The sequence below is a fragment of the Brevibacillus sp. HB1.2 genome, from assembly GCF_013332495.1.
GTDB classification, from domain to species: Bacteria; Bacillota; Bacilli; order Brevibacillales; family Brevibacillaceae; genus Brevibacillus; species Brevibacillus porteri.
Map to the genome: position 1 here is coordinate 591,539 of NZ_JABMIU010000003.1, position 20,246 is coordinate 611,784.

The 20,246-nt window shown below is 48.2% G+C and carries 21 protein-coding genes and 1 other annotated feature; of the genes, 15 read left to right on the forward strand and 6 right to left on the reverse strand.

Annotated elements, in window-relative coordinates; all coding sequences use genetic code 11:
* Positions 1-7 precede the first annotated feature (7 nt).
* From HPY28_RS10935 to HPY28_RS10955, 5 genes are all read left to right on the forward strand, one after another.
* Complete coding sequence (locus HPY28_RS10935; protein ID WP_026042981.1) at positions 8-745, forward strand: gamma-glutamyl-gamma-aminobutyrate hydrolase family protein; 738 nt, start codon at positions 8-10, stop codon at positions 743-745.
* A 292-nt stretch (positions 746-1,037) separates the two neighbouring features.
* Positions 1,038-1,514 carry a hypothetical protein gene (locus HPY28_RS10940; RefSeq protein WP_017247662.1) on the forward strand — a complete coding sequence of 159 codons (477 nt, stop codon included), beginning with the start codon at positions 1,038-1,040 and terminating at the stop codon, positions 1,512-1,514.
* Positions 1,515-1,536: 22 nt separating this feature from the next.
* Positions 1,537-1,977 carry a peroxiredoxin gene (locus tag HPY28_RS10945; RefSeq protein WP_069850362.1) on the forward strand — a complete coding sequence of 147 codons (441 nt, stop codon included), beginning with the start codon at positions 1,537-1,539 and terminating at the stop codon, positions 1,975-1,977.
* A gap of 73 nt (positions 1,978-2,050) precedes the next feature.
* Positions 2,051-3,103, forward strand: a complete 1,053-nt coding sequence (locus HPY28_RS10950) for a DNA polymerase IV (protein ID WP_174230557.1) — start codon at positions 2,051-2,053, stop codon at positions 3,101-3,103.
* A gap of 13 nt (positions 3,104-3,116) precedes the next feature.
* Positions 3,117-3,305: a hypothetical protein gene (locus HPY28_RS10955; protein ID WP_017247665.1), complete on the forward strand. Its 189-nt coding sequence runs from the start codon at positions 3,117-3,119 to the stop codon at positions 3,303-3,305.
* Positions 3,306-3,356: 51 nt separating this feature from the next.
* Here the strand turns inward: HPY28_RS10955 and HPY28_RS10960 are convergent, their stop codons facing one another.
* The 3 genes from HPY28_RS10960 to HPY28_RS10970 form a co-directional block, all read right to left on the reverse strand.
* The gene (locus HPY28_RS10960; RefSeq protein ID WP_174230558.1) at positions 3,357-3,803 is read right to left on the reverse strand and encodes a GNAT family N-acetyltransferase; all 447 of its coding nucleotides are present in this window, start codon (positions 3,801-3,803) and stop codon (positions 3,357-3,359) included.
* Positions 3,800-5,017, reverse strand: coding sequence for an MFS transporter (locus HPY28_RS10965; protein ID WP_174230559.1), 1,218 nt, complete (start codon positions 5,015-5,017; stop codon positions 3,800-3,802). Before HPY28_RS10965 ends, HPY28_RS10960 begins: the two co-directional genes overlap by 4 nt.
* A gap of 106 nt (positions 5,018-5,123) precedes the next feature.
* Entirely contained in the window at positions 5,124-5,672 is a 549-nt protein-coding gene (locus tag HPY28_RS10970) for a TetR/AcrR family transcriptional regulator (RefSeq protein WP_017247668.1), read from the reverse strand.
* A 214-nt stretch (positions 5,673-5,886) separates the two neighbouring features.
* On the opposite strand from HPY28_RS10970, the gene HPY28_RS10975 reads away from it, so the two are divergent.
* The 9 genes from HPY28_RS10975 (at position 5,887) to leuS (ending at position 13,843) form a co-directional block, all read left to right on the forward strand.
* The gene (locus HPY28_RS10975; RefSeq protein ID WP_017247669.1) at positions 5,887-6,411 is read left to right on the forward strand and encodes a YqeG family HAD IIIA-type phosphatase; all 525 of its coding nucleotides are present in this window, start codon (positions 5,887-5,889) and stop codon (positions 6,409-6,411) included.
* The gene (gene yqeH / locus HPY28_RS10980; RefSeq protein WP_017247670.1) at positions 6,408-7,529 is read left to right on the forward strand and encodes a ribosome biogenesis GTPase YqeH; all 1,122 of its coding nucleotides are present in this window, start codon (positions 6,408-6,410) and stop codon (positions 7,527-7,529) included. Before HPY28_RS10975 ends, yqeH begins: the two co-directional genes overlap by 4 nt.
* Positions 7,530-7,604: 75 nt before the next feature.
* The gene (locus HPY28_RS10985) at positions 7,605-8,456 is read left to right on the forward strand and encodes a shikimate dehydrogenase (RefSeq protein WP_017247671.1); all 852 of its coding nucleotides are present in this window, start codon (positions 7,605-7,607) and stop codon (positions 8,454-8,456) included.
* A 30-nt stretch (positions 8,457-8,486) separates the two neighbouring features.
* Positions 8,487-8,777, forward strand: a complete 291-nt coding sequence (yhbY, locus tag HPY28_RS10990) for a ribosome assembly RNA-binding protein YhbY (protein WP_007727776.1) — start codon at positions 8,487-8,489, stop codon at positions 8,775-8,777.
* 14 nt (positions 8,778-8,791) lie between these two features.
* Positions 8,792-9,385 carry a nicotinate-nucleotide adenylyltransferase gene (locus HPY28_RS10995; protein WP_017247672.1) on the forward strand — a complete coding sequence of 198 codons (594 nt, stop codon included), beginning with the start codon at positions 8,792-8,794 and terminating at the stop codon, positions 9,383-9,385.
* Positions 9,369-9,959 carry a bis(5'-nucleosyl)-tetraphosphatase (symmetrical) YqeK gene (yqeK, locus tag HPY28_RS11000; RefSeq protein WP_174225803.1) on the forward strand — a complete coding sequence of 197 codons (591 nt, stop codon included), beginning with the start codon at positions 9,369-9,371 and terminating at the stop codon, positions 9,957-9,959. The genes HPY28_RS10995 and yqeK overlap by 17 nt, the downstream gene beginning before the upstream one ends.
* Positions 9,959-10,315, forward strand: a complete 357-nt coding sequence (gene rsfS / locus HPY28_RS11005; RefSeq protein ID WP_017247674.1) for a ribosome silencing factor — start codon at positions 9,959-9,961, stop codon at positions 10,313-10,315. Before yqeK ends, rsfS begins: the two co-directional genes overlap by 1 nt.
* Before the next feature lie 6 nt (positions 10,316-10,321).
* Positions 10,322-11,071, forward strand: a complete 750-nt coding sequence (locus HPY28_RS11010; protein ID WP_173622500.1) for a class I SAM-dependent DNA methyltransferase — start codon at positions 10,322-10,324, stop codon at positions 11,069-11,071.
* A gap of 39 nt (positions 11,072-11,110) precedes the next feature.
* Positions 11,111-11,356: a binding site (T-box leader), on the forward strand.
* A gap of 69 nt (positions 11,357-11,425) precedes the next feature.
* Positions 11,426-13,843: a leucine--tRNA ligase gene (gene leuS / locus HPY28_RS11015; RefSeq protein ID WP_174230560.1), complete on the forward strand. Its 2,418-nt coding sequence runs from the start codon at positions 11,426-11,428 to the stop codon at positions 13,841-13,843.
* A gap of 93 nt (positions 13,844-13,936) precedes the next feature.
* On the opposite strand, the gene comER is transcribed toward leuS, so the two are convergent.
* The 3 genes from comER to asnB all read right to left on the reverse strand — a co-directional run bounded on the left by comER (position 13,937) and on the right by asnB (position 17,593).
* Entirely contained in the window at positions 13,937-14,770 is an 834-nt protein-coding gene (gene comER, locus HPY28_RS11020; RefSeq protein ID WP_017247677.1) for a late competence protein ComER, read from the reverse strand.
* Between the two features lie 74 nt (positions 14,771-14,844).
* A complete protein-coding gene (locus HPY28_RS11025; RefSeq protein ID WP_017247678.1) occupies positions 14,845-15,549 on the reverse strand; it encodes a helix-hairpin-helix domain-containing protein in 705 nt (234 codons plus the stop codon).
* Positions 15,550-15,667: 118 nt separating this feature from the next.
* Positions 15,668-17,593 (reverse strand): asparagine synthase (glutamine-hydrolyzing), encoded by a 1,926-nt coding sequence (gene asnB, locus HPY28_RS11030; protein WP_017247679.1) that lies wholly within the window; start codon positions 17,591-17,593, stop codon positions 15,668-15,670.
* Between the two features lie 204 nt (positions 17,594-17,797).
* Here asnB and HPY28_RS11035 point away from each other — a divergent pair, with 204 nt between their 5' ends.
* Positions 17,798-20,200, forward strand: coding sequence for a DNA internalization-related competence protein ComEC/Rec2 (locus HPY28_RS11035; protein ID WP_174230601.1), 2,403 nt, complete (start codon positions 17,798-17,800; stop codon positions 20,198-20,200).
* Positions 20,201-20,246: the final 46 nt, after the last annotated feature.

Below are 20,246 nucleotides of genomic sequence, written 5' to 3' on the forward strand. Positions count from 1 at the left end.
GACTGGCGTGCGTCCGATCATTGGTGTGGCATGTACGAAAATGTATTTTCCGAAGAACGATCTCGACCAGTTTTTCTATGTAGGTTCAGGCTATGTGAACGGAATTGCGCGCAGTGGCGGTACTCCACTGATCTTGCCACTGCTGACGATTCAGGAAGCTCCGTTTCGTGAGATGATCGAATCCCTGGACGGCTTGATTTTGTCCGGTGGTGAAGATCCGTCGCCGCATTTGTACGGCGAAGACCCGCTGCAAGGGCTGGGCGATATCAATTACGAAAGAGACATCACAGAGCTTGAGATTATCAAGATTGCGCTGGAGCTGAAAAAGCCAATCCTGGGCATTTGTCGCGGGATGCAAATTTTGAATGTGGCGTGTGGCGGCACCCTCATTCAAGATATCCCGAGTCAAGTACCTGGAGCATTACAGCATGCGCAGAAGGGTTCACGGCAATACGGGGCGCATAAGATTACGCTGCAACCTGGCTTTGTAGCGGATGCCCTCGGAAAGACAGAGGTGCTCGTGAACACTTCTCACCACCAAGCAGTCAAAGACATAGCACCGGGCTTCAAAGTCACAGGATGCGCGGCTGATGGTGTGATTGAGGCGATGGAAAGCCTCGACGGGCTACATGTAGGTGTACAGTGGCATCCAGAACGGATGTGGGCACACGACGACGACATGTTGAAGATTGCCGAGGCATTTGTTGCCCGGGTAAAGCAGTTAAAGCTGCAAGCGACTAAATAGAATAGAAATGAGAGAAACCGTTCTGGGGTTACCCAGAGCGGTTTTTTGCATGAAGGAGGGCTTTCTAATCTAGTGAAAAAGGGCGTTTCAACCAGACTGGTGCAGTACTGTAACCAAACTAAGAGGGCAATATAGGGCGATCAAAAGCAGGCGTAAAACAGGAAGGTGATGGTAGAGCCTCGCGTATCGCAGCGGATACGTGGGTTTTTTCAGTGTTAGCGTGGTGAAACAAGGATAAATGACAGGCAGAATCGAACTTCACGTAAGAGAATTGATTCCGTGAGGTGAGTTTTTGAAGAAAATAATTGTTGTTATTTTGCTTTTTCTACTCGTTTTTCCACGGTTCCTCTTCGCGGAGTATTTTGCAGAACGCGAAATGAAAATGATAACCACAAACTATTATCAAGCGCTTATCGATGAAGACTATGAAAAAGCATTCAACACCCTTTATCTTTATGATTTTGCGGAGGATAAGCATCCAGTTGATGGCACGACGTTAAGTGAACAAGAAGCGAAAGAATTTTACATGAAAAAGATCGCCTTCTTAAAAGCTCATCAGTACAAACTGAACGATTATGAGATCAAAAAGATTAGATACGAAGATGGGCATACCGCCTTTCTTGAAATGCAGCTTGAAGTTGAGCATGATGGACAAAAATTTCAATATGCTGAAACCGTACATATTTGGGAAGGAAAGGTATGGACTATGGGAGAGGAAGAAGATCCGTTCACAAAGTATCGGGATGGGAAAATGAATTTTCCTCTGTAAACTGAGCATAGAGGTGAGAGAAATGTTAAAGGTTGGAGACTCGGCTCCCGTCTTTACGGCGACGAGCACAAAAGGAACCATTGATCTTACAGCACACATCGGCAAAGAAAATATCGTCCTCATCTTCTATCCGGGAGATGATACCCCGATTTGTACGAAACAGCTATGTGCAGTTCAGGAGCATTACACGACAATCGAGCGAGCAAACACCGTTGTTTTTGGCGTCAATCCAGGTGGCATGAACAAGAAACGCTCGTTTGCTGATAAGTTCCGCTATGAATTTCCATTAATCGTGGATGAAGACGAATCGATTCGAAAAGCATATGATGTCGGAAAGGTTCTCGGATTGTTTTTCCAGCAACGCATCGTGTACATCATAGGCAAAAACGGAAATATCATCTACGCCAAAAAAGGCAATCCGCCGGTGTCTGAGCTGCTACAGGTAATCGAAAGCCAAGCCTAGAACGTTCTCGCTTGCGTCAATGGAGCAAAACAGGGATAATAGAAATGAGAATGTATGTTTGGTGGGTATCCCTATGAAAAAAATTCTTCACTTGGATATTGACGCATTTTTCGCGAGTGTAGAGCAGTTAGATCGCCCCGAATTGCGGGGCAAGCCAGTCATTGTCGGGGGAACTGGCAATCGCGGTGTCGTATCGACTTGCAGCTACGAAGCTCGAAAGTTCGGTGTTCGCTCCGCAATGCCTGTCGCCATGGCGAGGAAAAAATGTCCGCAAGGCTTTTATTTGCCTGTCCGCTATAGCCGTTATATCGAAAAATCTGCTGAAGTCAGACAGATATTTACTTCTTATACAGAGCGTTATCAAACAGTGGGTCTAGACGAGGCTTATTTAGATGTGTCCCACTATGAGAATGCGGTGCCCATCGCCCGCGATATCAAGAGGCGAATCAAACGGGAGACCGGACTTACTTGCAGCATTGGACTTTCCTACAATATGTCGTTGGCTAAGATTGCCAGTGACTTGAAAAAGCCGGATGCCTTTGTAATCATTCGACCTGAGCAGGCTTTGGATGTACTGCGGTCGTTGCCAATTGGCACCTTGCATGGAGTCGGCAAAAAGTCGCAGGAGCTGCTCGCGAAAAAGGGGATTGAGACGGTAGAGGATTTTTGGCGACTTACGCTCGATGAGGCTACTACCTTATTTGGGAAGTTCGGTCGTTCCCTCTATTACCGGGCGAGAGGAGAAGACAATCGCGAAATCGAAATGGACCGCGCGCCGAAATCATCGAGCCGCGAAACGACACTGCCCTTTGATTTGTTTGACAGGGATGCGATTGCTCCGATTGCCACCTCCCTTTTGCGTGAGGTCGAAGAGGACATCCGCGAGGAAGGGGTCGAGCCTCAGACGATAACGCTCAAAATTAAGTACGCGGACTTTACCCAGCGGACCAAGCAGCTCAAGGCTGTAGCCGGGGCCAATTGGCAGGATCTGTTGGATGATCTACTCGACGCCTTTGACTATACAGCGGGCGTTCGATTGGTGGGCGTTGGCTTTTCGAATTTTGCCGAGCAGCAAGGCGAGCGGTACGAACAGCTCTCAATGTTTTCGGGGAAGCTGGGGAAGTAAAGGAGGGAGAGCCGTGGAGACAAAGAATGCCTTTCATTGCTGTGCGACCTGTATTCATTTTCGCGTGGAGAAAGGGACGGGAGGAGTCAGCTATCGATGTTCTCGTCTAACCTACGAGACACGTCCGGACTATCGATTCCAATGCTGGACTCCGACAGAGAAGGTCAAGCGACTGATGGAAGCGCGTAAAAGTCAACGATAGCGACAAAAAGAGGCACCCCCTACGTCAGTTTCGACAGAGGGGGTGCCTTTTCTATTCATGTGTCAGGTCGAGGACCATCACTTCCTCCGGACCATCCATTTCGCCATTTGAGGAAAAGCCGATCGCCTCATACAGCTTGCGAGCGCACTCGTTTTCAGGATGAATACTCAAGTAAATGCGCGTACAGCTGTAGCGTCTGCACATTTCTTCAACGAGCATGCGCAGGAACCTTTTGGCGTACCCCTTACCCTGATGGCTACCATCAATCATAAAGCGATCCAGCCAAATTCGGCCATTCTCTACTTCGATTCCATGCATGGCATAACCGATAGCGATGTCCTTGTCATACAGACCGCATGATATCCATTCCGGTTCAAAACCTGATTGGGCGATGGAAAAAGCGTTGCTCTCGATAAAGGAGTGTTGACCTTCCGTTACAGTCAAGCAGGCTATTTGGCGCCAATTTTCTTTCGTAATTTCACGAATAGACAAGCTCAAAATTTCATCTCGCTTTCATTGGTGATGAAACTGGCGGATTTGCTTGCTTTTAATTGGACAAAAAGTAAAATGCCGAAGCCAAGGATGGATGCTGCCACGATCAGGAGGGCAGAGGATACTGGTAGTAAATCCGTCAAAATTCCCCCAGCCAGTGGGCCTGCAACCATTCCGATTCCGTGAAACATATTAAAGAGAGAGTATGCCGTGCCGTATGCGCCGCTTCCCCCTTGGTCAATGATGGCCCCCAGTGTAGCCAAGGTAGGCGATAAGGTAAAGCCAATACTAGCCCCGACCAATGCCATTGCGAGCATTGCCTGCCAGAGGGAGTCCGCCCACGCCAAAAATGGCAGAAACACAGCCAGCGTAATGATTCCGCCAAACATGAGCTTATACGGATTCATGCGGCTGGAAAGAGAGCCGGCAACTGGGGCGATCAGGCCGTATGCGAGTGTCATGACCCCAAACAAAAGACCAATCGTTGTCGGCGTCATGCTGAGTTTCTCTGTAAAAAATACGGGCAACGTCGGTTCAAGCAAACAAAGGGAAATCTCAGCCAGCAGGACGATTCCAGCAATAAAGATGACTTGCGGATTGCGAATGAATCCACCGATATGAAGCTTTTCACTGACAGTTCTCGTCGTATCTTCCTTCAAGAACAAGTAAACCAGCACAATGTTGATCACGGTAAAGGCTGCTGCTGCCAAGAAAGGCATGCGATGGTCACTGATTTCAAACAACCATCCGCCAATCGGCGCTCCAAGCAATGTACCGGTCGAAATCGCCGTCAATGCAATTCCCATTACAGTTCCGCGCATTTTGGATGGGAACAAATCCGCCAAGAGGGCAAGGGCAGTTGGCCATGTAGCCGCAGCAGCTATACCTTGAACAAAACGAGCGGTAATCAACATGGCCATTGTCTCAGAGAAAGCAAACAATAACGTGGAAGCGGCGAGACCGAGCAAGCCTATCAAAAGCATGGTCCGTCTGCCGATCCGATCGGATATTGGCCCGAAAATAGGGGTGGCAATGAGCATTGCGATGGCATAGCTGCTAAACAGCACGCCCATCATGGTGGAGGAAGGCTGCAGCGCTTCCGTAAAATAAGGAACAATCGGAATCAACAAGCTGTACAACAGCATATCGATGAAAAGGATCAGGATAACAAACAAAAGTCCTATTCGTTGTTGTTTGGTCATTTTTGTAAAGATGGACATGATGGAACACCTCTTAACTATAAAAACTATTTTTGTTTTATCGGTTTTCTTGCGAAAAACGATATCGTGGCCTACCAAAGTTAGTGGAATGACCACGAGCCATTTGTTACCTTTTATTCGCTGGTACCAATCCAAACAAGAGGACATCTACAATAGCGGAAAGCGCCTCTGTAACTGTAATCTGGTTTTTCATGTAAAAACGTTGGTCGAGTGTAGAATTCAGGGCATCGACAATGACCTTCAGCATGAGCGTGACGTCCATATTGACGATGAGTCCTTCTCGAATCGCTTGCTCGAGAAGGACGCGAAGCGTCTGCCAATCCTCGGATAGAGAAGCCTCGACTTGGGCATATTGCTCAGGATAATATCGCTTCATCTGTTCGAGGATGCGCAAATCATAAAATTCATAGTGTGTCGGTAAAACCATCATGACGCCTTTGATTTTATGGATAAGAGAGAGACTGTCATCTGCGAGAATTTGCTGTGTTTTTTCATCGCCCTCTTCAAAAGACTGCTGAATGATTGTTTCCAGAATTTCTACCTTAGATGAGAAGTGCTCGTATAACGTGCGTTTGCTGATCCCGAGCCGCTTCGCCAAATCATCCATGGAAAATTTCATGCCTTTATCGCGAATCTCTTCAATAAAACCTTTCATGATCCGGTTTTTAATTGCAATCGACCCCCAGTCAAAACAACCTAGCAGAAAACCCAAAAAACAAAAATAGTTTCCTTAGTAACGTCATTTTACACAGGATGACAGAGCAATGCAAGCAGTGATCATGCTTTTTGTTTTGCAACCAAGTGGTCGATTATGGTATAGTAGGTGCCGAAATCGCGGTTGATTGCTTCACATCATTTGGAGGTGCCCCGTGTTTTTAGAGAAGCTGATGCCTAGTCAGTTCGTCGAATCAATCCATCACATTGACATAGATCAATTGAAACGAAATAACATCCGTGCGGTGATTACAGACTTGGATAATACCTTGGTGGAATGGGACAGGCCACATGCAACCGAGGAGGTCATCAACTGGCTTGCTCGCATGCATGAGGCAGGCATACAGGTCACTGTTGTCTCCAACAACAACAAGGAGCGTGTAGACCGCTTCTGTGCCCCATTAGATCTCGGGTTTATTTATGCGGCCAAAAAGCCGACAAACCGTGCCTTTTTGCAGGCAGTGCGGCAGATGAATGTAACCATCGCTGAGACTGTTGTCATTGGCGATCAATTGTTTACCGATGTGCTGGGAGGGAATCGATTAGGATTTCATACGATCCTGGTTGTTCCTGTGGCCCAGACGGATGGTTTTTGGACGCGCTTTAATCGTCAGATGGAGCGTGTGGCCCTTATTTGGATGGAGAGGAAAGGAATGGTTTCGTGGAGGAGAAAAGCATGACGGAACAAATGCATGGCTCTTGTGCTGGATGTGGGATTGCCATTCAGACAGCAGATGCAAAAAAGCCTGGCTATGCACCTGAATCCGCGCTTGGCAGAAAGGTAGTCATTTGCCAGCGTTGTTATCGCATCAAGCATTATAATGAAGTAGCTCCCGTAGGAATGGGCGATGACGATTTCCTCAAGATTTTGGATGGCATCGGTTCTACGGAGTCTCTTGTCGTAATGGTAGTCGATATTTTTGACTTCCAAGGCTCCTGGCTCAAGGGTTTACCACGCTTTGTCGGGAAAAATCCGATTTTGCTCGTGGGTAACAAGGTCGATCTGCTGCCGAGAAACATCAACCTGAACCGCGTGCGCAACTGGATGCAGCACGAAGCAAAAGAACGCGGACTGCGCCCAGAGGATGTCGTACTTATCAGCGCGCAAAAAGGGCTTCATATCGATGAACTGTTGAATCGCATTGGAGAGCTGCGCAAAGGTCGAGATGTTTACATCGTCGGTGTAACCAACGTAGGAAAGTCGACCATGATCAACCGCATCTTGCATGACTACGGTGCGGCTGAGTTGGAGATTACGACTTCGCCGTTCCCAGGTACGACGCTGGACAAAATCGAGATTCCGCTCGAGGATGGCCGTTCCATTTTTGATACACCGGGAATCATTAATCGCGACCAGATTGGACATATGGTATCCCCGACTGATCTGCGAAAGATTACCCCGACCAGCCGGATTAACTCCAAGGTGTATCAGCTCGATGCTGGACAATCACTCTTTTTGGGTGGTCTAGCCCGTATCGACTTCGCACGTGGAGAGAGACAGCCGTTGATCGTCTATGTCGACAACGACCTGTACATCCACCGGACGAAGCTGGAGAAAGCAGACGAGGTGATGCAAAAGCACCATGGAACCCTGCTGGTACCGCCAACAGGGGAGGAAGCTGCGAAAGCACTTCCACCATTTGTGAAGCACACCTTTAAAATCAACAAGTCCACCACGACGACTGACATCGTAATTTCCGGTTTGGGCTGGGTCAGCATACAAGGAAAACACGAAGCAAGTGTTGTCGTGCATGCACCTAAAGGCGTAAGTGTTGGGATGCGCAAAGGGCTGATCTAGCTTAAGCAAGAAAAGTCGAGTTAGCCTTGCCCCTTGCCATATGCTATAGAGAGACGTCCGGGGAGGAAAAGCTCCATGATTACAAGCAAAACACAACTGGTTGGCCTGTTTGGACATCCAGTTTCCCACTCGCAATCACCGATGATGCACAATACAGCTTTTTCAGAGACCGGGTTGGGGTTTGCCTATGCTGCGTTCGATGTTGAACCGGAAAATCTGGAAGATGCAGTCGCGGGTATTCGCGCGTTAGGCTTGAAAGGGATTAACGTCACGATCCCCCACAAGGTTGCTATCATGCCGATGCTGGATGAAATCGATCCGCTCGCCAAACGAATCGGCGCCGTCAATACCGTCGTTTCTCGTGATGGACGCTTGATTGGCTACAACACAGATGGTATGGGCTATGTTCGTTCGCTTGTGGAAGAGACGGGAATCGTTCTTGAAAAGCAAGTGGTAACCATGGTAGGGGCTGGAGGCGCAGCGCGTGCAGTGGCGTTTACCTTGGCTGAACAAGGAGTCAAGGAAATTCGCATCATCAATCGTTCCCGGGAAAGAGCCGCGGTATTGGCTGAGCATGTCGGGACGATTGTACCTACGAAAATCGTAGAACAGGGCGAAGGGGCAGTTGCCATCGCAGACTCTTCGCTGTTGATCAATACGACATCGATCGGAATGCTGCCAAACGTACAGGAGACACCTGTGCCAGCAGAATGGCTTCATTCTGGTTTAACCGTTAGCGATCTGATTTATAACCCCCTCGAAACGCGTCTGCTCAAAGAAGCGCGTGCCATCGGTGCCACTGTTCATTCCGGAATCGGCATGTTCGTGAATCAAGGTGCACTGGCTTTTGAGCTGTGGACGGGCGAACGAGCACCAACTGGGGTTATGCGTGAGGTCGTCTTGCAACAATTAAAGAAAACAACCTGATTTTGCAGGATGAAAAAGGAGGCATTGCCGATGTTGACCGGCAAGCAAAAGCGCTTTTTGCGCGCAGAAGCACATCATCTCACCCCGATTTTCCAAGTAGGAAAAGGCGGCGTAAACGAGAATATGATCACTCAGATCAAAGAAGCGTTGGAAGTACGTGAATTGATCAAGGTAGCGATTTTGCAAAACAATAACGACGATAAACATCAAGTAGCAGAAGATCTGGCAGCAGGTGCTGGAGCAGAGCTCGTGCAGTTGATCGGCCATACGGTTGTCTTGTACAAAGAGTCCCGGGAGAACAAGACGATCAAGCTGCCATAAGTGATCTGCATGCAATGAGACAGCCAATCAAGCAAGTAGGGATCATGGGAGGAACGTTTGACCCGATTCATTGCGGGCACTTGCTGGCGGCTGAACAAGCCAGAGAGCAAGCGGGCCTGGATGAAGTCTGGTTTATGCCTACACACGTTCCACCGCACAAAAAGAGAGAGAGTCTGACGCTGGCGAATCACCGCTTGCAAATGGTTCAGCTCGCCGTGTCTGATCACGAGGTGTTTCGTGTAACAGATGTGGAGTTCGCAAGAGAAGGTCCATCGTACACCTATGACACGATGATTCAGCTCATCAGGCAGTTCCCAGATTGCCGTTTTTCTTTTATCATGGGAGGAGATATGGTAAAAATCTTGCCCAAATGGTACCAGTACCAAGAGCTGATTCATATGGTACGCTTTATAGGTCTAGCGAGGCCTGGAACCGAACTAGATCAAGAATCGAGCGAGGATGTCACATTTGTGGAGATGCCTGTTTGGGACATTTCCTCCACGATGATTCGCGAGAAGGCAGCTGCCAGGAAAAGCATCCGTTATCTTGTACCTGATGCCGTGGAGCGCTATATAAAGGAGAACCGAATCTATGAGACTTTTGGATAATCGGGAAGAGCTTCTCGTTCGCGTACGGCAACAAATGCATGAAAAACGCTACATGCACACGCTTGGGGTGGCTGCGTCAGCTCGCGAGCTGGCAGAGAGATTCGGGGCTGATCCTGACAAAGCCGAGCTTGCTGGACTGTTGCACGATTACTGTAAGTGCTGGCCTGTGGAAAAAATGTTCGAGATTCTCGTTCGCCACGATATGCCTACAGAACTTTTGGAAGGGGAAAAAGAGCTGTGGCATGCCTTTGCAGCAGCTATTGTGATCCAGACTGATCTAGGTGTGACGGATGCAGATATTTTACAAGCTGTTCGCTACCATACAACGGGTCGGGCTGGCATGTCCCTGTTAGAAAAAGTCGTCTGTGTGGCAGACTATATAGAACCAAACCGGGTTTACCCGGGTGTCGATTTTATTCGCGGCAAAGCCATGCATGATTTGGATGCCGCCCTGGCACTCGCCTTGGGAGGCACGATTCAATTTTTGATAGAGAAGCAAAAGACGGTTTTCCCGTTGACATTGACCGCATATAACGATTTGGTTTCCCGCAAAGGGAGAGAAGGAGGGTTTTGATGGTTAAAACAGTAGAAGATTTGGCACAGTTGGTAGTGAAGGCAGCAGAGGACAAGAAAGCAGAGAACTTGAAGGTGCTCGATATTAGAAAGCTGTCCGTGATCGCAGACTATTTCATGATTTGCCACGGAAACAACGAGCGTCAAGTACAGGCAATTGTTCGCGAAATCCGTGATCAAGCCCACAAAAACGGCTTTGACGTCCGCGGTATCGAGGGAGCAGATGAAGGTCGCTGGGTACTGGTTGATCTGGGCGATATCGTTATTCACGTTTTCCATCGCGAAGATCGCGAGTTTTACAATCTGGAGCGCCTGTGGAAGGACGCAGAGGAAGTTTCCTTTAGCGTGCAAGGATAAGGACAGATGGCATACGCACATATGGCCGCTGTATATGACAGGCTGATGGCGGATACTCCGTATGACCAGTGGCTCGATTGGGTCGAGCGTCATTGGACAAAGGGAGAGAAGCCTGTGCGGGTCATTGATCTTGGCTGTGGGACTGGCACGATTGCGATCCCACTCGCCAAGCGGGGATACCGTGTTACGGGCGTGGATCTCTCAACAGAAATGCTTGCGATCGCCTATGACAAAATGAGGCAGGAACAAGTGGATGTAGCGTGGGTCGAGCAGGATATGCGCGAGCTGTCCTTGCCCGAAGCGGATGCGGTCATCTCCTTGTGTGATTCATTGAGCTATCTTACAGAGGAAGCGGATGTGCAGGAAACGTTCAAGCGCGTTTTCGCTCATCTCGCGCCAGGTGGGAGCTTTCTGTTTGATGTGCACAGTCCGTACAAGATGCTGCACATTTTCGGAGACGAGACGTTCACACATGTAGAAGATGAAGTTTCGTACATTTGGCAATGTTTTTGCGACCCGCTGCGTCTGGAAGTAGAGCATCAGTTAACGTTTTTCATTCGTCAGCCAAACGGATTGTACGAGCGGATGGAAGAAGAGCATTGGCAACGGGCTTACCAGCCTGTCCAACTGATGCGCTGGCTGACAGATGCTGGCTTCACAGACATTGTCATCACCGCTGATTACTCGGATATGCCGCCACAAGAAACGAGTGAGCGCCTATTTTTTTCAGCCCGCAAGCCGAAAAGTTTGACATGATTGGTTCGGATTGACTATAATGGCGTTATAACTACAGATTTCGACGCGTTTAAGAGGAATAGTAGGCATAGGATTCGAGCAATCACAGAGAGTTGACGGATGGTGCAAGTCAACCCGAATCTATCTGAACTCACCTCCCAGCACTTGCCCCCAAGGTCATTCAAGCAATGACTGCGTAAGGGTGAGCGGCTTATCCCCGTTACGGATGAAACAAGTGGGTGAATGCTTGTCATTTGCCAATCTGGGTGGTACCGCGGGAATGTTAAATAACCTCTCGTCCCTTTCGCAACAGCGATCTGGGATGTGAGGTTTTCTTTATTATTTTCACCTATTTTAAGATGGGAGTGCTTTACCATGGTATTCAGTCATCAAAATGTCGAAAAGAAGTGGCAGCAATATTGGGAGCAGAACAAGACCTTCAAAACCTCCGAGGATGAGGGCAAGAAAAAGTTTTACGCACTCGACATGTTCCCATATCCATCTGGAGCTGGCCTGCACGTAGGACATCCGGAAGGCTATACGGCTACTGATATTTTATCCCGCATGAAGCGGATGCAAGGATATAACGTTCTCCATCCAATGGGCTGGGATGCGTTTGGTTTGCCAGCGGAGCAATACGCTCTCGATACAGGAAACGATCCGGCGGAATTTACCGAGCACAATATCAACACCTTCCGTCGCCAAATTAAGTCACTCGGATTTTCCTACGACTGGGATCGCGAAATCAATACGACCGATCCGAATTACTACAAGTGGACACAATGGATTTTTACGAAGCTGTATGAGCACGGCTTGGCTTATATTGACGAGGTAGCTGTAAACTGGTGCCCTGCTTTGGGAACGGTTTTGGCGAACGAAGAAGTCATTGACGGAAAAAGTGAGCGTGGCGGACACCCAGTAGAACGCCGCCCAATGAAGCAATGGGTCTTGAAAATTACTGCGTATGCGGAAAGACTCTTGGCTGATCTGGATGAACTGGATTGGCCAGAGAGCATCAAGGAAATGCAACGCAACTGGATCGGTCGTTCTGAAGGGGCAGAAGTAACCTTTGGTATCGAAGGTCATGACGAATCCTTTACCGTCTTTACAACTCGTCCAGACACTCTCTACGGAGCAACTTACGCGGTATTGGCTCCTGAGCACAAGTTGGTTGAGCAAATTACCGTACCAGCTCAAAAAGAAGCAGTGGAAGCGTACCTGGATCAAGCGAAGCACAAGAGCGATCTGGAGCGTACTGATCTGGCGAAAGAAAAGACAGGAGTATTTACCGGAGCATATGCGATCAACCCGGTTAACGGCGAACGTCTGCCAATCTGGATTGCAGATTACGTGCTGATCAGCTATGGAACAGGCTCCATCATGGCGGTTCCAGCGCATGATGAACGCGACTATGAGTTCGCAAAAACATTCGATCTGCCAATCAAGCAAGTAATCGCTGGCGGAGATATCTCCAAAGAAGCGTATGCAGGCGACGGAGAGCACATCAACTCCGGTATGCTCGATGGATTGAACAAAGAACAGGCGATCACCAAAATGATCGAGTGGCTGGAAGCGGAAGGCAAAGGAAATCGCAAAGTAACATTCCGTCTGCGCGACTGGCTGTTCAGCCGTCAACGCTACTGGGGTGAGCCAATTCCGATTCTCCATCTGGAAGACGGCACGATGAAAGTCGTTCCAGAATCCGAACTGCCAATCGTATTGCCAAAAACAAAAGAAATCAAACCATCCGGTACAGGTGAATCGCCATTGGCAAACATCTCGGAGTGGGTAAACACTGTCGATCCGGAAACAGGTATGAAAGCACGCCGTGAGACAAACACCATGCCACAATGGGCGGGTAGCTGCTGGTACTTCCTGCGCTTCATCGATCCGCACAACGATAAGGCAATGGCTGATCCAGACAAACTGAAAGAATGGCTGCCAATCGACATTTACATTGGCGGTGCCGAGCATGCGGTGCTGCACTTGCTCTACGCTCGCTTCTGGCACAAGTTCCTGTACGATATCGGTGTCGTACCAACCAAGGAACCATTCCAAAAGCTGTTTAACCAAGGAATGATCCTGGGTGAAAACAACGAGAAAATGAGTAAGTCCAAAGGTAACGTCGTAAACCCAGACGATATCATCGACAGCCATGGTGCCGACACACTGCGCATGTATGAAATGTTCATGGGACCACTGGATGCTTCGATCGCTTGGTCGACAAAAGGCTTGGATGGCGCACGCCGCTTCCTGGATCGCGTATATCGTCTGTTTGTAGGTGACAACGGTGAGCTGAACGGAAAAATCGTGGAAACCTCCAACGTGGCTGGCATGGAGCGCGTGTACCACCAAACGGTGAAAAAAGTAACAGAAGACTACGAAGGCCTGCGTTTCAATACGGGTATCTCTCAGTTGATGGTATTCGTTAACGAAGCGTACAAAGCTGAAGTTCTGCCGAAGAAATTCATGGAGGACTTGGTAAAAATGCTGTCTCCAATCGCTCCGCACTTGGGTGAAGAGCTGTGGGAAAAACTGGGCCACAGCGAGAGCCTGTCATACGAAGCATGGCCTACGTATGACGAAGCGAAGCTGGTTGAAGACGAGGTAGAAATCGTCCTGCAAATTAACGGCAAAAACAAAGAGAAGCTGCTCATCGCTTCTGATTCGACGCAAGAACAGATGGAAGAGATGGCGAAAAACAATGAGATGATTAAAGAACTGATCGAAGGAAAAACGATCGTCAAAGTCATCGCTGTTCCAGGCAAACTGGTGAATATCGTCGTTCGTTAAGAAAAGGACGGCAAGAAATAAGAAGAGGAGTGGAGCCTGTGATTGACAGGTATCCACTCCTTTTTTCGTAAATCAACGCTTCTTCGTCTTGCGCTAATGTGGCTGATTGCTCAAATTTCGTGCAACCAGTTCCTGGTCCTCGGCAAACTTTGCTTGTGTACGACGAAATACTTGGGCGAAAAGACCGGGAATACCGTTTTGCAAAGGAATCAGACCTTCCCCAGTAATTCCACCGGGCACGCAGACCCTCTTTTGCAGAGTAGGAAGGGTGAACGCTTCTTCTCGTAAAAGATCTGCGATCCCAATTAGCATTTGCGTGGTCATGTAGGTAGCAGCTTCTTCGGAAATGCCAGTTTCTTCAACAGCTTCTTGAATCATTTGCTGCAAAATATAGCTGATAAAAGCTGGTCCACAACTCACAATGTCAGAAGTAATTCGTAAAAAAGGCTCCGAAATCTCAATAGGGGAGCTAATGTGGGCAAACAGACTTCGTATAAAATGACGTTGTTCCTCTTGGATTCGTGATCCAAATTCACATAAGCTGACACCACTCATTACGGCATTTGTGATAGAAGGAACGACTCTGGCAACCGCACATGGAACTTGAGTCTCCAAATCCGCAAGCTTGATCGGACTGGTGATCGTAATCAATAGGTGGTCTGGCGTTAAGGCAGGAGCAATTTGTTCGAGCATCACGCTATATTCCAGTGGCTTGACGCACAGCACGATCGTTGTAGCTTCTTTGACCAAATCGGCATTGCTGTGCGCGACAATGAGCCCGGGATGTTTTTCTGCCAGTTGCTGCGCCTTCGAAAGGGTTCTGTTGCTGATAATGACATGACCAGGAGTCAGCGCCTTGGCTGACAGCAATGATTCAATCAAGATACTGCCCATGCTGCCCGTACCAATAAACCCAATTCTATTCATGGGCATACCTCCCTCCGATATTCTTTTCCCATTCTATGTAGGAGTGCCTATGATCATGACCGGATGCTGAGCACTCATTTTACCACCAGCCGATCTTTTATCCGTGCAAACATCTTCTCGCCAATTCCCTCAATCTGTTTCAGGTCATCCGCTGAACGAAATGGCCCTTGTTTTGTCCGGTACTCCACGATTGCCTTGGCACGAGCTTCTCCAATCCCGGGAAGACTCATGAGCTCTTCGACAGTTGCCATGTTGAGATTAATGGCTGAGGAGGCACCAGTGGTGGATACGCTGGAAGCAGATTGTACAAGGCCAATGGATGCGGAGACTGGCGCGGTGGCCCCTTTAGCCGGGATGACAAGAGCAGCTCCATCTGTGAGCGGCGCTGCCAAGTTGATCTGGACAAGGTCAGCATCAGGAAGGGCTCCTCCTGCTTTCTCGATGGCATTTGCGACACGCGTACCTGGTTCGAATTGGTATAATCCAGGATTTTTCACTTGTCCTTTCACATCGACATAGAGAGGAGAGAGGAGTGGTTCCTTATCCTTATCTTTTTCCGGTGTCGCTTTTACAGATTTGGCAGGTTGAGCAGCTGCTGAATCATCTGTCAGTTCTTTTGTTTCAAGATTCGATGCTGCATAAGCAGGAGAATGCAACGGTAGTTCGTCAGTCTTATGTGATTGGTCGCGTTGATAGATCCAATAGCTACAACCGACAAACAGAACAGCCGCAGTCAGCAAGATGATACGACGATAACGCTCCCACCACTCCAGCACCATAACAAAAACCCTCCCGTCCTTCACATAGCGATACGTTCATAGAGTGAACTTGTTCTCTATCAACGATGCTACGAAAAGTAAGAGAGGGTCTGCAAATCTATTTATTGCGTTGTCGCTGTTAGCCGATATGCAGCAGCGAATTTTTTTTGCGGCGAAGGTCTACATTTGGGCTGACAAAAGGCTCAAAATTGTGCTTTTGCTCAATGAAGATTTGATGCCACAACATGAAGACCAGGATCGTCCAGATTTTGCGACTGTAATCCGCATTTCCTTCGCGGTGTTCATCGAGCAAGTACAGCACATAGGCCTTATTGATCAAATTATCCACCTTGGATTCAAAAATGATCTCTTTTGCCCATTTGTAAAATTCGTTTTTGAGCCAGTGACGAGTCGGAACAGGGAAGCCCAGCTTCTTTCTCGTTTGGATCTCAGGTGGCAGGAAGTCTTTCATCGCTTCACGAAGCACGTGCTTGGTCGTGCCGTTGGCAATTTTGTACTTCGTTGGAATGGTAGCGGCGAATTCAAATACCTTAAGATCAATGAAAGGTACTCGTAACTCCAAAGAATTGGCCATCGTCATCTTGTCGGCCTTCATCAAAATGTTGCCTCTGAGCCAAGTGTGAATGTCCAAGTATTGCATCTTGGTCACATCGTCATATTCGGAAGCGCGTTTGTAAATCTCTTCTGTGATGGTGAAAGGAGATACATACGACTCCGAACGGGTGATATCTTCCATGACGACACGCTTTTTCATCTCTTCGCTGAAAATCAGTGCGTTTCCGAAGAAGCGTTGCTCAACTGTTTTCGATCCGCGGATGAGGAAGTTTTTCCCTTTTACCTGATCGGGGAGGCGTTCTGCCATATATCCGATGGAATGGCGCATCCAGCCAGGCATCCCGGAAAACATTTTGAGAGAATGAGGCTCTCTGTAAATATTGTATCCGCCAAAAAATTCATCTGCACCTTCACCGGACAATACGACGGTTACGTGTTCACTCGCCATCTGCGCTACAAAATAGAGCAGGATGGCAGAGGGGTCCGCTACTGGTTCGTCCTGATGCCAGATAAGTCGCGGCAATTCATCCATGTACTGCTTGGCGTTTATCACGCGCTCGAAATGCTCCGATCCCAAATATGCGGCGGTTCGCTTCGCATAATCGAGCTCGCTGTAACCAGGAATATCTGAGCCGACAGAAAAAGATTTGACTGGCTCGAATGTACGCAACATCCCAACGATACTGCTAGAGTCAACACCACTAGACAAGAAGGCTCCACGAGAAACTTCGCTAATCCGGTGTTTGTCGACAGATTCGAGCATGACACTGCGCGTACCCTCAACAAAATAAGAGAACGGCTTGCTTTCATCTGGCTTGAATTCTACATCCCAGTACCTTTCCAGCTTGATCTGGTCGTTTTCAATCACAAACGAGTGAGCAGGCGGTATACGGTAAATGCCAGCAAACATCGTGTCAGGATCGGGTACATATTGGAACGTCAAATAGTGATAAAAAGCGGTTGGATTCACTTCGCGATTGAATCCTGGCAGCTCCAGCAAGCTTTTAATCTCGCTGGCAACCCCGATCGAATCATTTGTCTCGACATAGTAGAGAGGCTTGATTCCAAAATGGTCGCGTGCCCCAAACAGACGTTTTTTACGGGAGTCGTAGATCGTAAAGCCAAACATCCCGCGCAAATGCTTAGGTGCATCTGTTCCTACCTCTTCATAAAGGTGGAGGATGGTTTCAATATCAGAATCGGTATGGAAAACGTGACCGATGTCCTTTAACCATTGTTGTAACTCTTTGTAATTGTAGACTTCACCGTTACCAATAATCCAGATGTCACGTGTTTCGTTAAACAGCGGTTGATGTCCGCCTTCCACGTCAATGATGCTTAAACGACGAAAGCCCAGGGCGATGTTGTCTTCAAGGTGAAAACCATCGTCATCTGGACCACGGTGCAGGATGACACCCGTCATTGCACTAATCGCTTCTTGTTGAACAGGCTTTTGCCGCTTGTTATAGAGTGATACGATTCCGCACATAAGAAATGACTCTTCCTCTCACTGGATTGCTCCTGCTAACTCTATCATGTATCGACCATCAGCGCAATCTCTTATGAGTGCCAGTAATTGACCTCGAAAACGCTGATTCTACAAGGGAATTAGCCTTTCGTCTTTTCTATTTTTGTCCCCATTCGGTTAGATATACTCCCTTAGGAGACCATGATTCGTTCGACAAAACGGTTCATGAAAGAACAGGACGGGGGAATTGCAGTGTCAATATGGATAGCAAGCCTAGCGATGATGATCGGCCTCATTTTGTCCGCCTATTTACATCCTGCTTGGCTGCTGTTGGCTGCAGGCGTATCATGGGCAATCGTTGCATGTATCCCGTTACCATACCGCAAATTCGTTGCATGCTACTCACTGATTATGATTCTAGCAGGTCTCTTTTTTTGTGGGTACGAGATTCTCCACAGCTCTGAAGTGAAACCATTGGCAGAAAGGGAGCAGAGCATCTGGATAGAAGGTGTCATTGATTCACCTGTGAGACGGGACGGGGATGTAGCACGATTTTTTGTCACGATAACATCCTGGGGTGAAAATCAACCTGATCAGAACGTGCATCGGTCTCTAGAAAAAATCGCGCTTCGTGTTAAACTTGCTTCTTTCCAGGAAGCAACACAAATAGAGCAGTGGAGACGTGGCAGTGTTATCGTGGCTCCGATCCGATTATCCCTACCAGCTCCTACGCGTAATCCTCATGCCTTCGACTACGCCAGCTACTTGTATTGGCAAGGCGTCCATGTTACAGGAGAAACAAGCTATCAAGCGATTGATGTGATACCTGCTTTCTCCGTGTCGGCAAGCTTTCAAGAGTGGCAGGACTCGGGTGCAAAGAGAATTGAATCATTATTTACTGATCCAGAAACAGCGGGTTACATGAAGTCGCTGCTGCTTGGTCTTGGACAAGAGGTGAACCTTGAGCTTGCGGCGATGTATTCGAATTTGGGCTTAAGTCATATCCTCGCGATTTCCGGTTTGCATGTGACGTTGGTTAGCTCCATGTTTATGTGGTGTTTGGAACGGATTGGAATCAGACGCAGACTCGCATTTGTCGTAACGATTTTGTTTTTGATCGGATATGTGCTTCTGGTGGGAGCCAGCGCGTCCGCGATCCGATCTGGACTGATGGGGAGTGTGGGTCTTCTCTGTCAAGTATTTGGAAAGAGGTTGGACGGCAAGGACGTCTGGGCAGGTGCACTCATTCTGATGCTGGTGTTGAATCCGTATCAGCTGTGGCATGTCGGTTTTCAGCTTTCCTTTGCGGTGACACTTGGTCTGATTATTTTTGTGCCATACAGCTTGCATGTGTTTGTGCGGGTACCCGTCTGGATTCGTACACTTGTGTCGGTTACTTTGTCAGCCCAGCTCGTTTCTTTCCCGTTTCTCATCTATCATTTTCATTTGTTTTCACCAGTGTCTTGGCTGGTCAATTTGGTAGTGACACCGATTCTCTCGGCTATAGCACTACCGTTCGGGTATATCGCGGTTGTCCTCGATTTCGTCCATCCGTTTTTGGCCGTGATCCCTGTTTGGGTATCAACGGCTATGCTGAAATGGATTCATCTCCCGCTGTTTGCTATCGAAAAAATGAGGCTCCCTTTCACATATTGGCCGCATCCTTCGTGGTGGTGGCTTGTTTTGTATACCTGCTTTTTGGGTGTTCTGCCCATTTCATGGAAGTTGGGCTATCATCGAAAGCGTGATATAATGCTTACTTTCGTTATATTTCTCATGTTTATTGTAGCAGCTAGACAGCCGTTTTCTGGAGTCGAAGAAGTACGAATTACCTTCCTTGATGTCGGACAAGGGGATTCCATCGTTGTCGAAATTGGTGATCAGAAGGTATACTTAATGGATGCAGGTGGGACAATGCGGTTCCCAGCTCCTGAACCATGGATGGAAAAGCGTGACCCATTTGAGGTGGGGAAAGACGTCGTTCTGCCGTTTCTGATGGCCAGAGGAATCGAGAAAATCGACCGCGTCGTCATGACGCATGGTGACCTGGATCACATCGGGGGAGTAAAGTCGCTTATTCCTCATTTTTCTTTTGGAGAGGTATTGGTGAATGGGACAGCACCTTCCAAATTGGAGGGCGAGATTGTCCAGCTTTTTCAACAAGAAGGGGTTCCGATTGTAACTGGGCTCCCGGGTCAATCTTGGTCAGATGGGCCGGGAATCGAGTGGAAGTGGCTGCACCCGGGGGAATCGACCTTCTCAGGAAATGATGCATCCGTAGTACTCCAACTGACTGCTTATAACAAGACTGTATTGTTTACGGGTGACATTGAAAAGGATGGGGAAAGCCAGCTTGTTCAAAACGGTTTGACTTCTGTGGATGTTTTGAAAGTAGCCCACCATGGAAGCAATACCTCGAGCACCGAAGAGCTCCTTGCAGTCACAGCACCAAAAGTTGCTGTAATCTCTGCCGGGGTGAAAAATCGGTACGGGCATCCATCGTCCGAAGTACTGCATCGCTTAAAAAAATCGGGTTCCGCCGTGTACAGGACTGATGCTCATGGAGCGATTACGCTGGTTATTACACCTTCGGGATTATATTGGCAGACCCAAATATTGGATACATAAACTGTTTGCAACTTTTTCAATGAGCGAACCGTCTGTAGGGGGGAGA

Coding starts and splice junctions, on each gene's coding strand:
- rsfS (WP_017247674.1), top strand. CDS start 9,959: ATGGTTAAAACAGTAGAAGATTTGGCACAGTTGGTAGTGAAGGCAGCA.
- yhbY (WP_007727776.1), top strand. CDS start 8,487: ATGTTGACCGGCAAGCAAAAGCGCTTTTTGCGCGCAGAAGCACATCAT.
- asnB (WP_017247679.1), bottom strand. CDS start 17,593: ATGTGCGGAATCGTATCACTCTATAACAAGCGGCAAAAGCCTGTTCAA.
- HPY28_RS10965 (WP_174230559.1), bottom strand. CDS start 5,017: ATGTCCATCTTTACAAAAATGACCAAACAACAACGAATAGGACTTTTG.
- comER (WP_017247677.1), bottom strand. CDS start 14,770: ATGAATAGAATTGGGTTTATTGGTACGGGCAGCATGGGCAGTATCTTG.
- HPY28_RS10985 (WP_017247671.1), top strand. CDS start 7,605: ATGATTACAAGCAAAACACAACTGGTTGGCCTGTTTGGACATCCAGTT.
- HPY28_RS11035 (WP_174230601.1), top strand. CDS start 17,798: ATGAAAGAACAGGACGGGGGAATTGCAGTGTCAATATGGATAGCAAGC.
- HPY28_RS10945 (WP_069850362.1), top strand. CDS start 1,537: ATGTTAAAGGTTGGAGACTCGGCTCCCGTCTTTACGGCGACGAGCACA.
- HPY28_RS10950 (WP_174230557.1), top strand. CDS start 2,051: ATGAAAAAAATTCTTCACTTGGATATTGACGCATTTTTCGCGAGTGTA.
- HPY28_RS11010 (WP_173622500.1), top strand. CDS start 10,322: ATGGCATACGCACATATGGCCGCTGTATATGACAGGCTGATGGCGGAT.
- leuS (WP_174230560.1), top strand. CDS start 11,426: ATGGTATTCAGTCATCAAAATGTCGAAAAGAAGTGGCAGCAATATTGG.
- yqeH (WP_017247670.1), top strand. CDS start 6,408: ATGACGGAACAAATGCATGGCTCTTGTGCTGGATGTGGGATTGCCATT.
- HPY28_RS10995 (WP_017247672.1), top strand. CDS start 8,792: ATGAGACAGCCAATCAAGCAAGTAGGGATCATGGGAGGAACGTTTGAC.
- HPY28_RS11025 (WP_017247678.1), bottom strand. CDS start 15,549: ATGGTGCTGGAGTGGTGGGAGCGTTATCGTCGTATCATCTTGCTGACT.
- yqeK (WP_174225803.1), top strand. CDS start 9,369: ATGAGACTTTTGGATAATCGGGAAGAGCTTCTCGTTCGCGTACGGCAA.
- HPY28_RS10970 (WP_017247668.1), bottom strand. CDS start 5,672: ATGAAAGGTTTTATTGAAGAGATTCGCGATAAAGGCATGAAATTTTCC.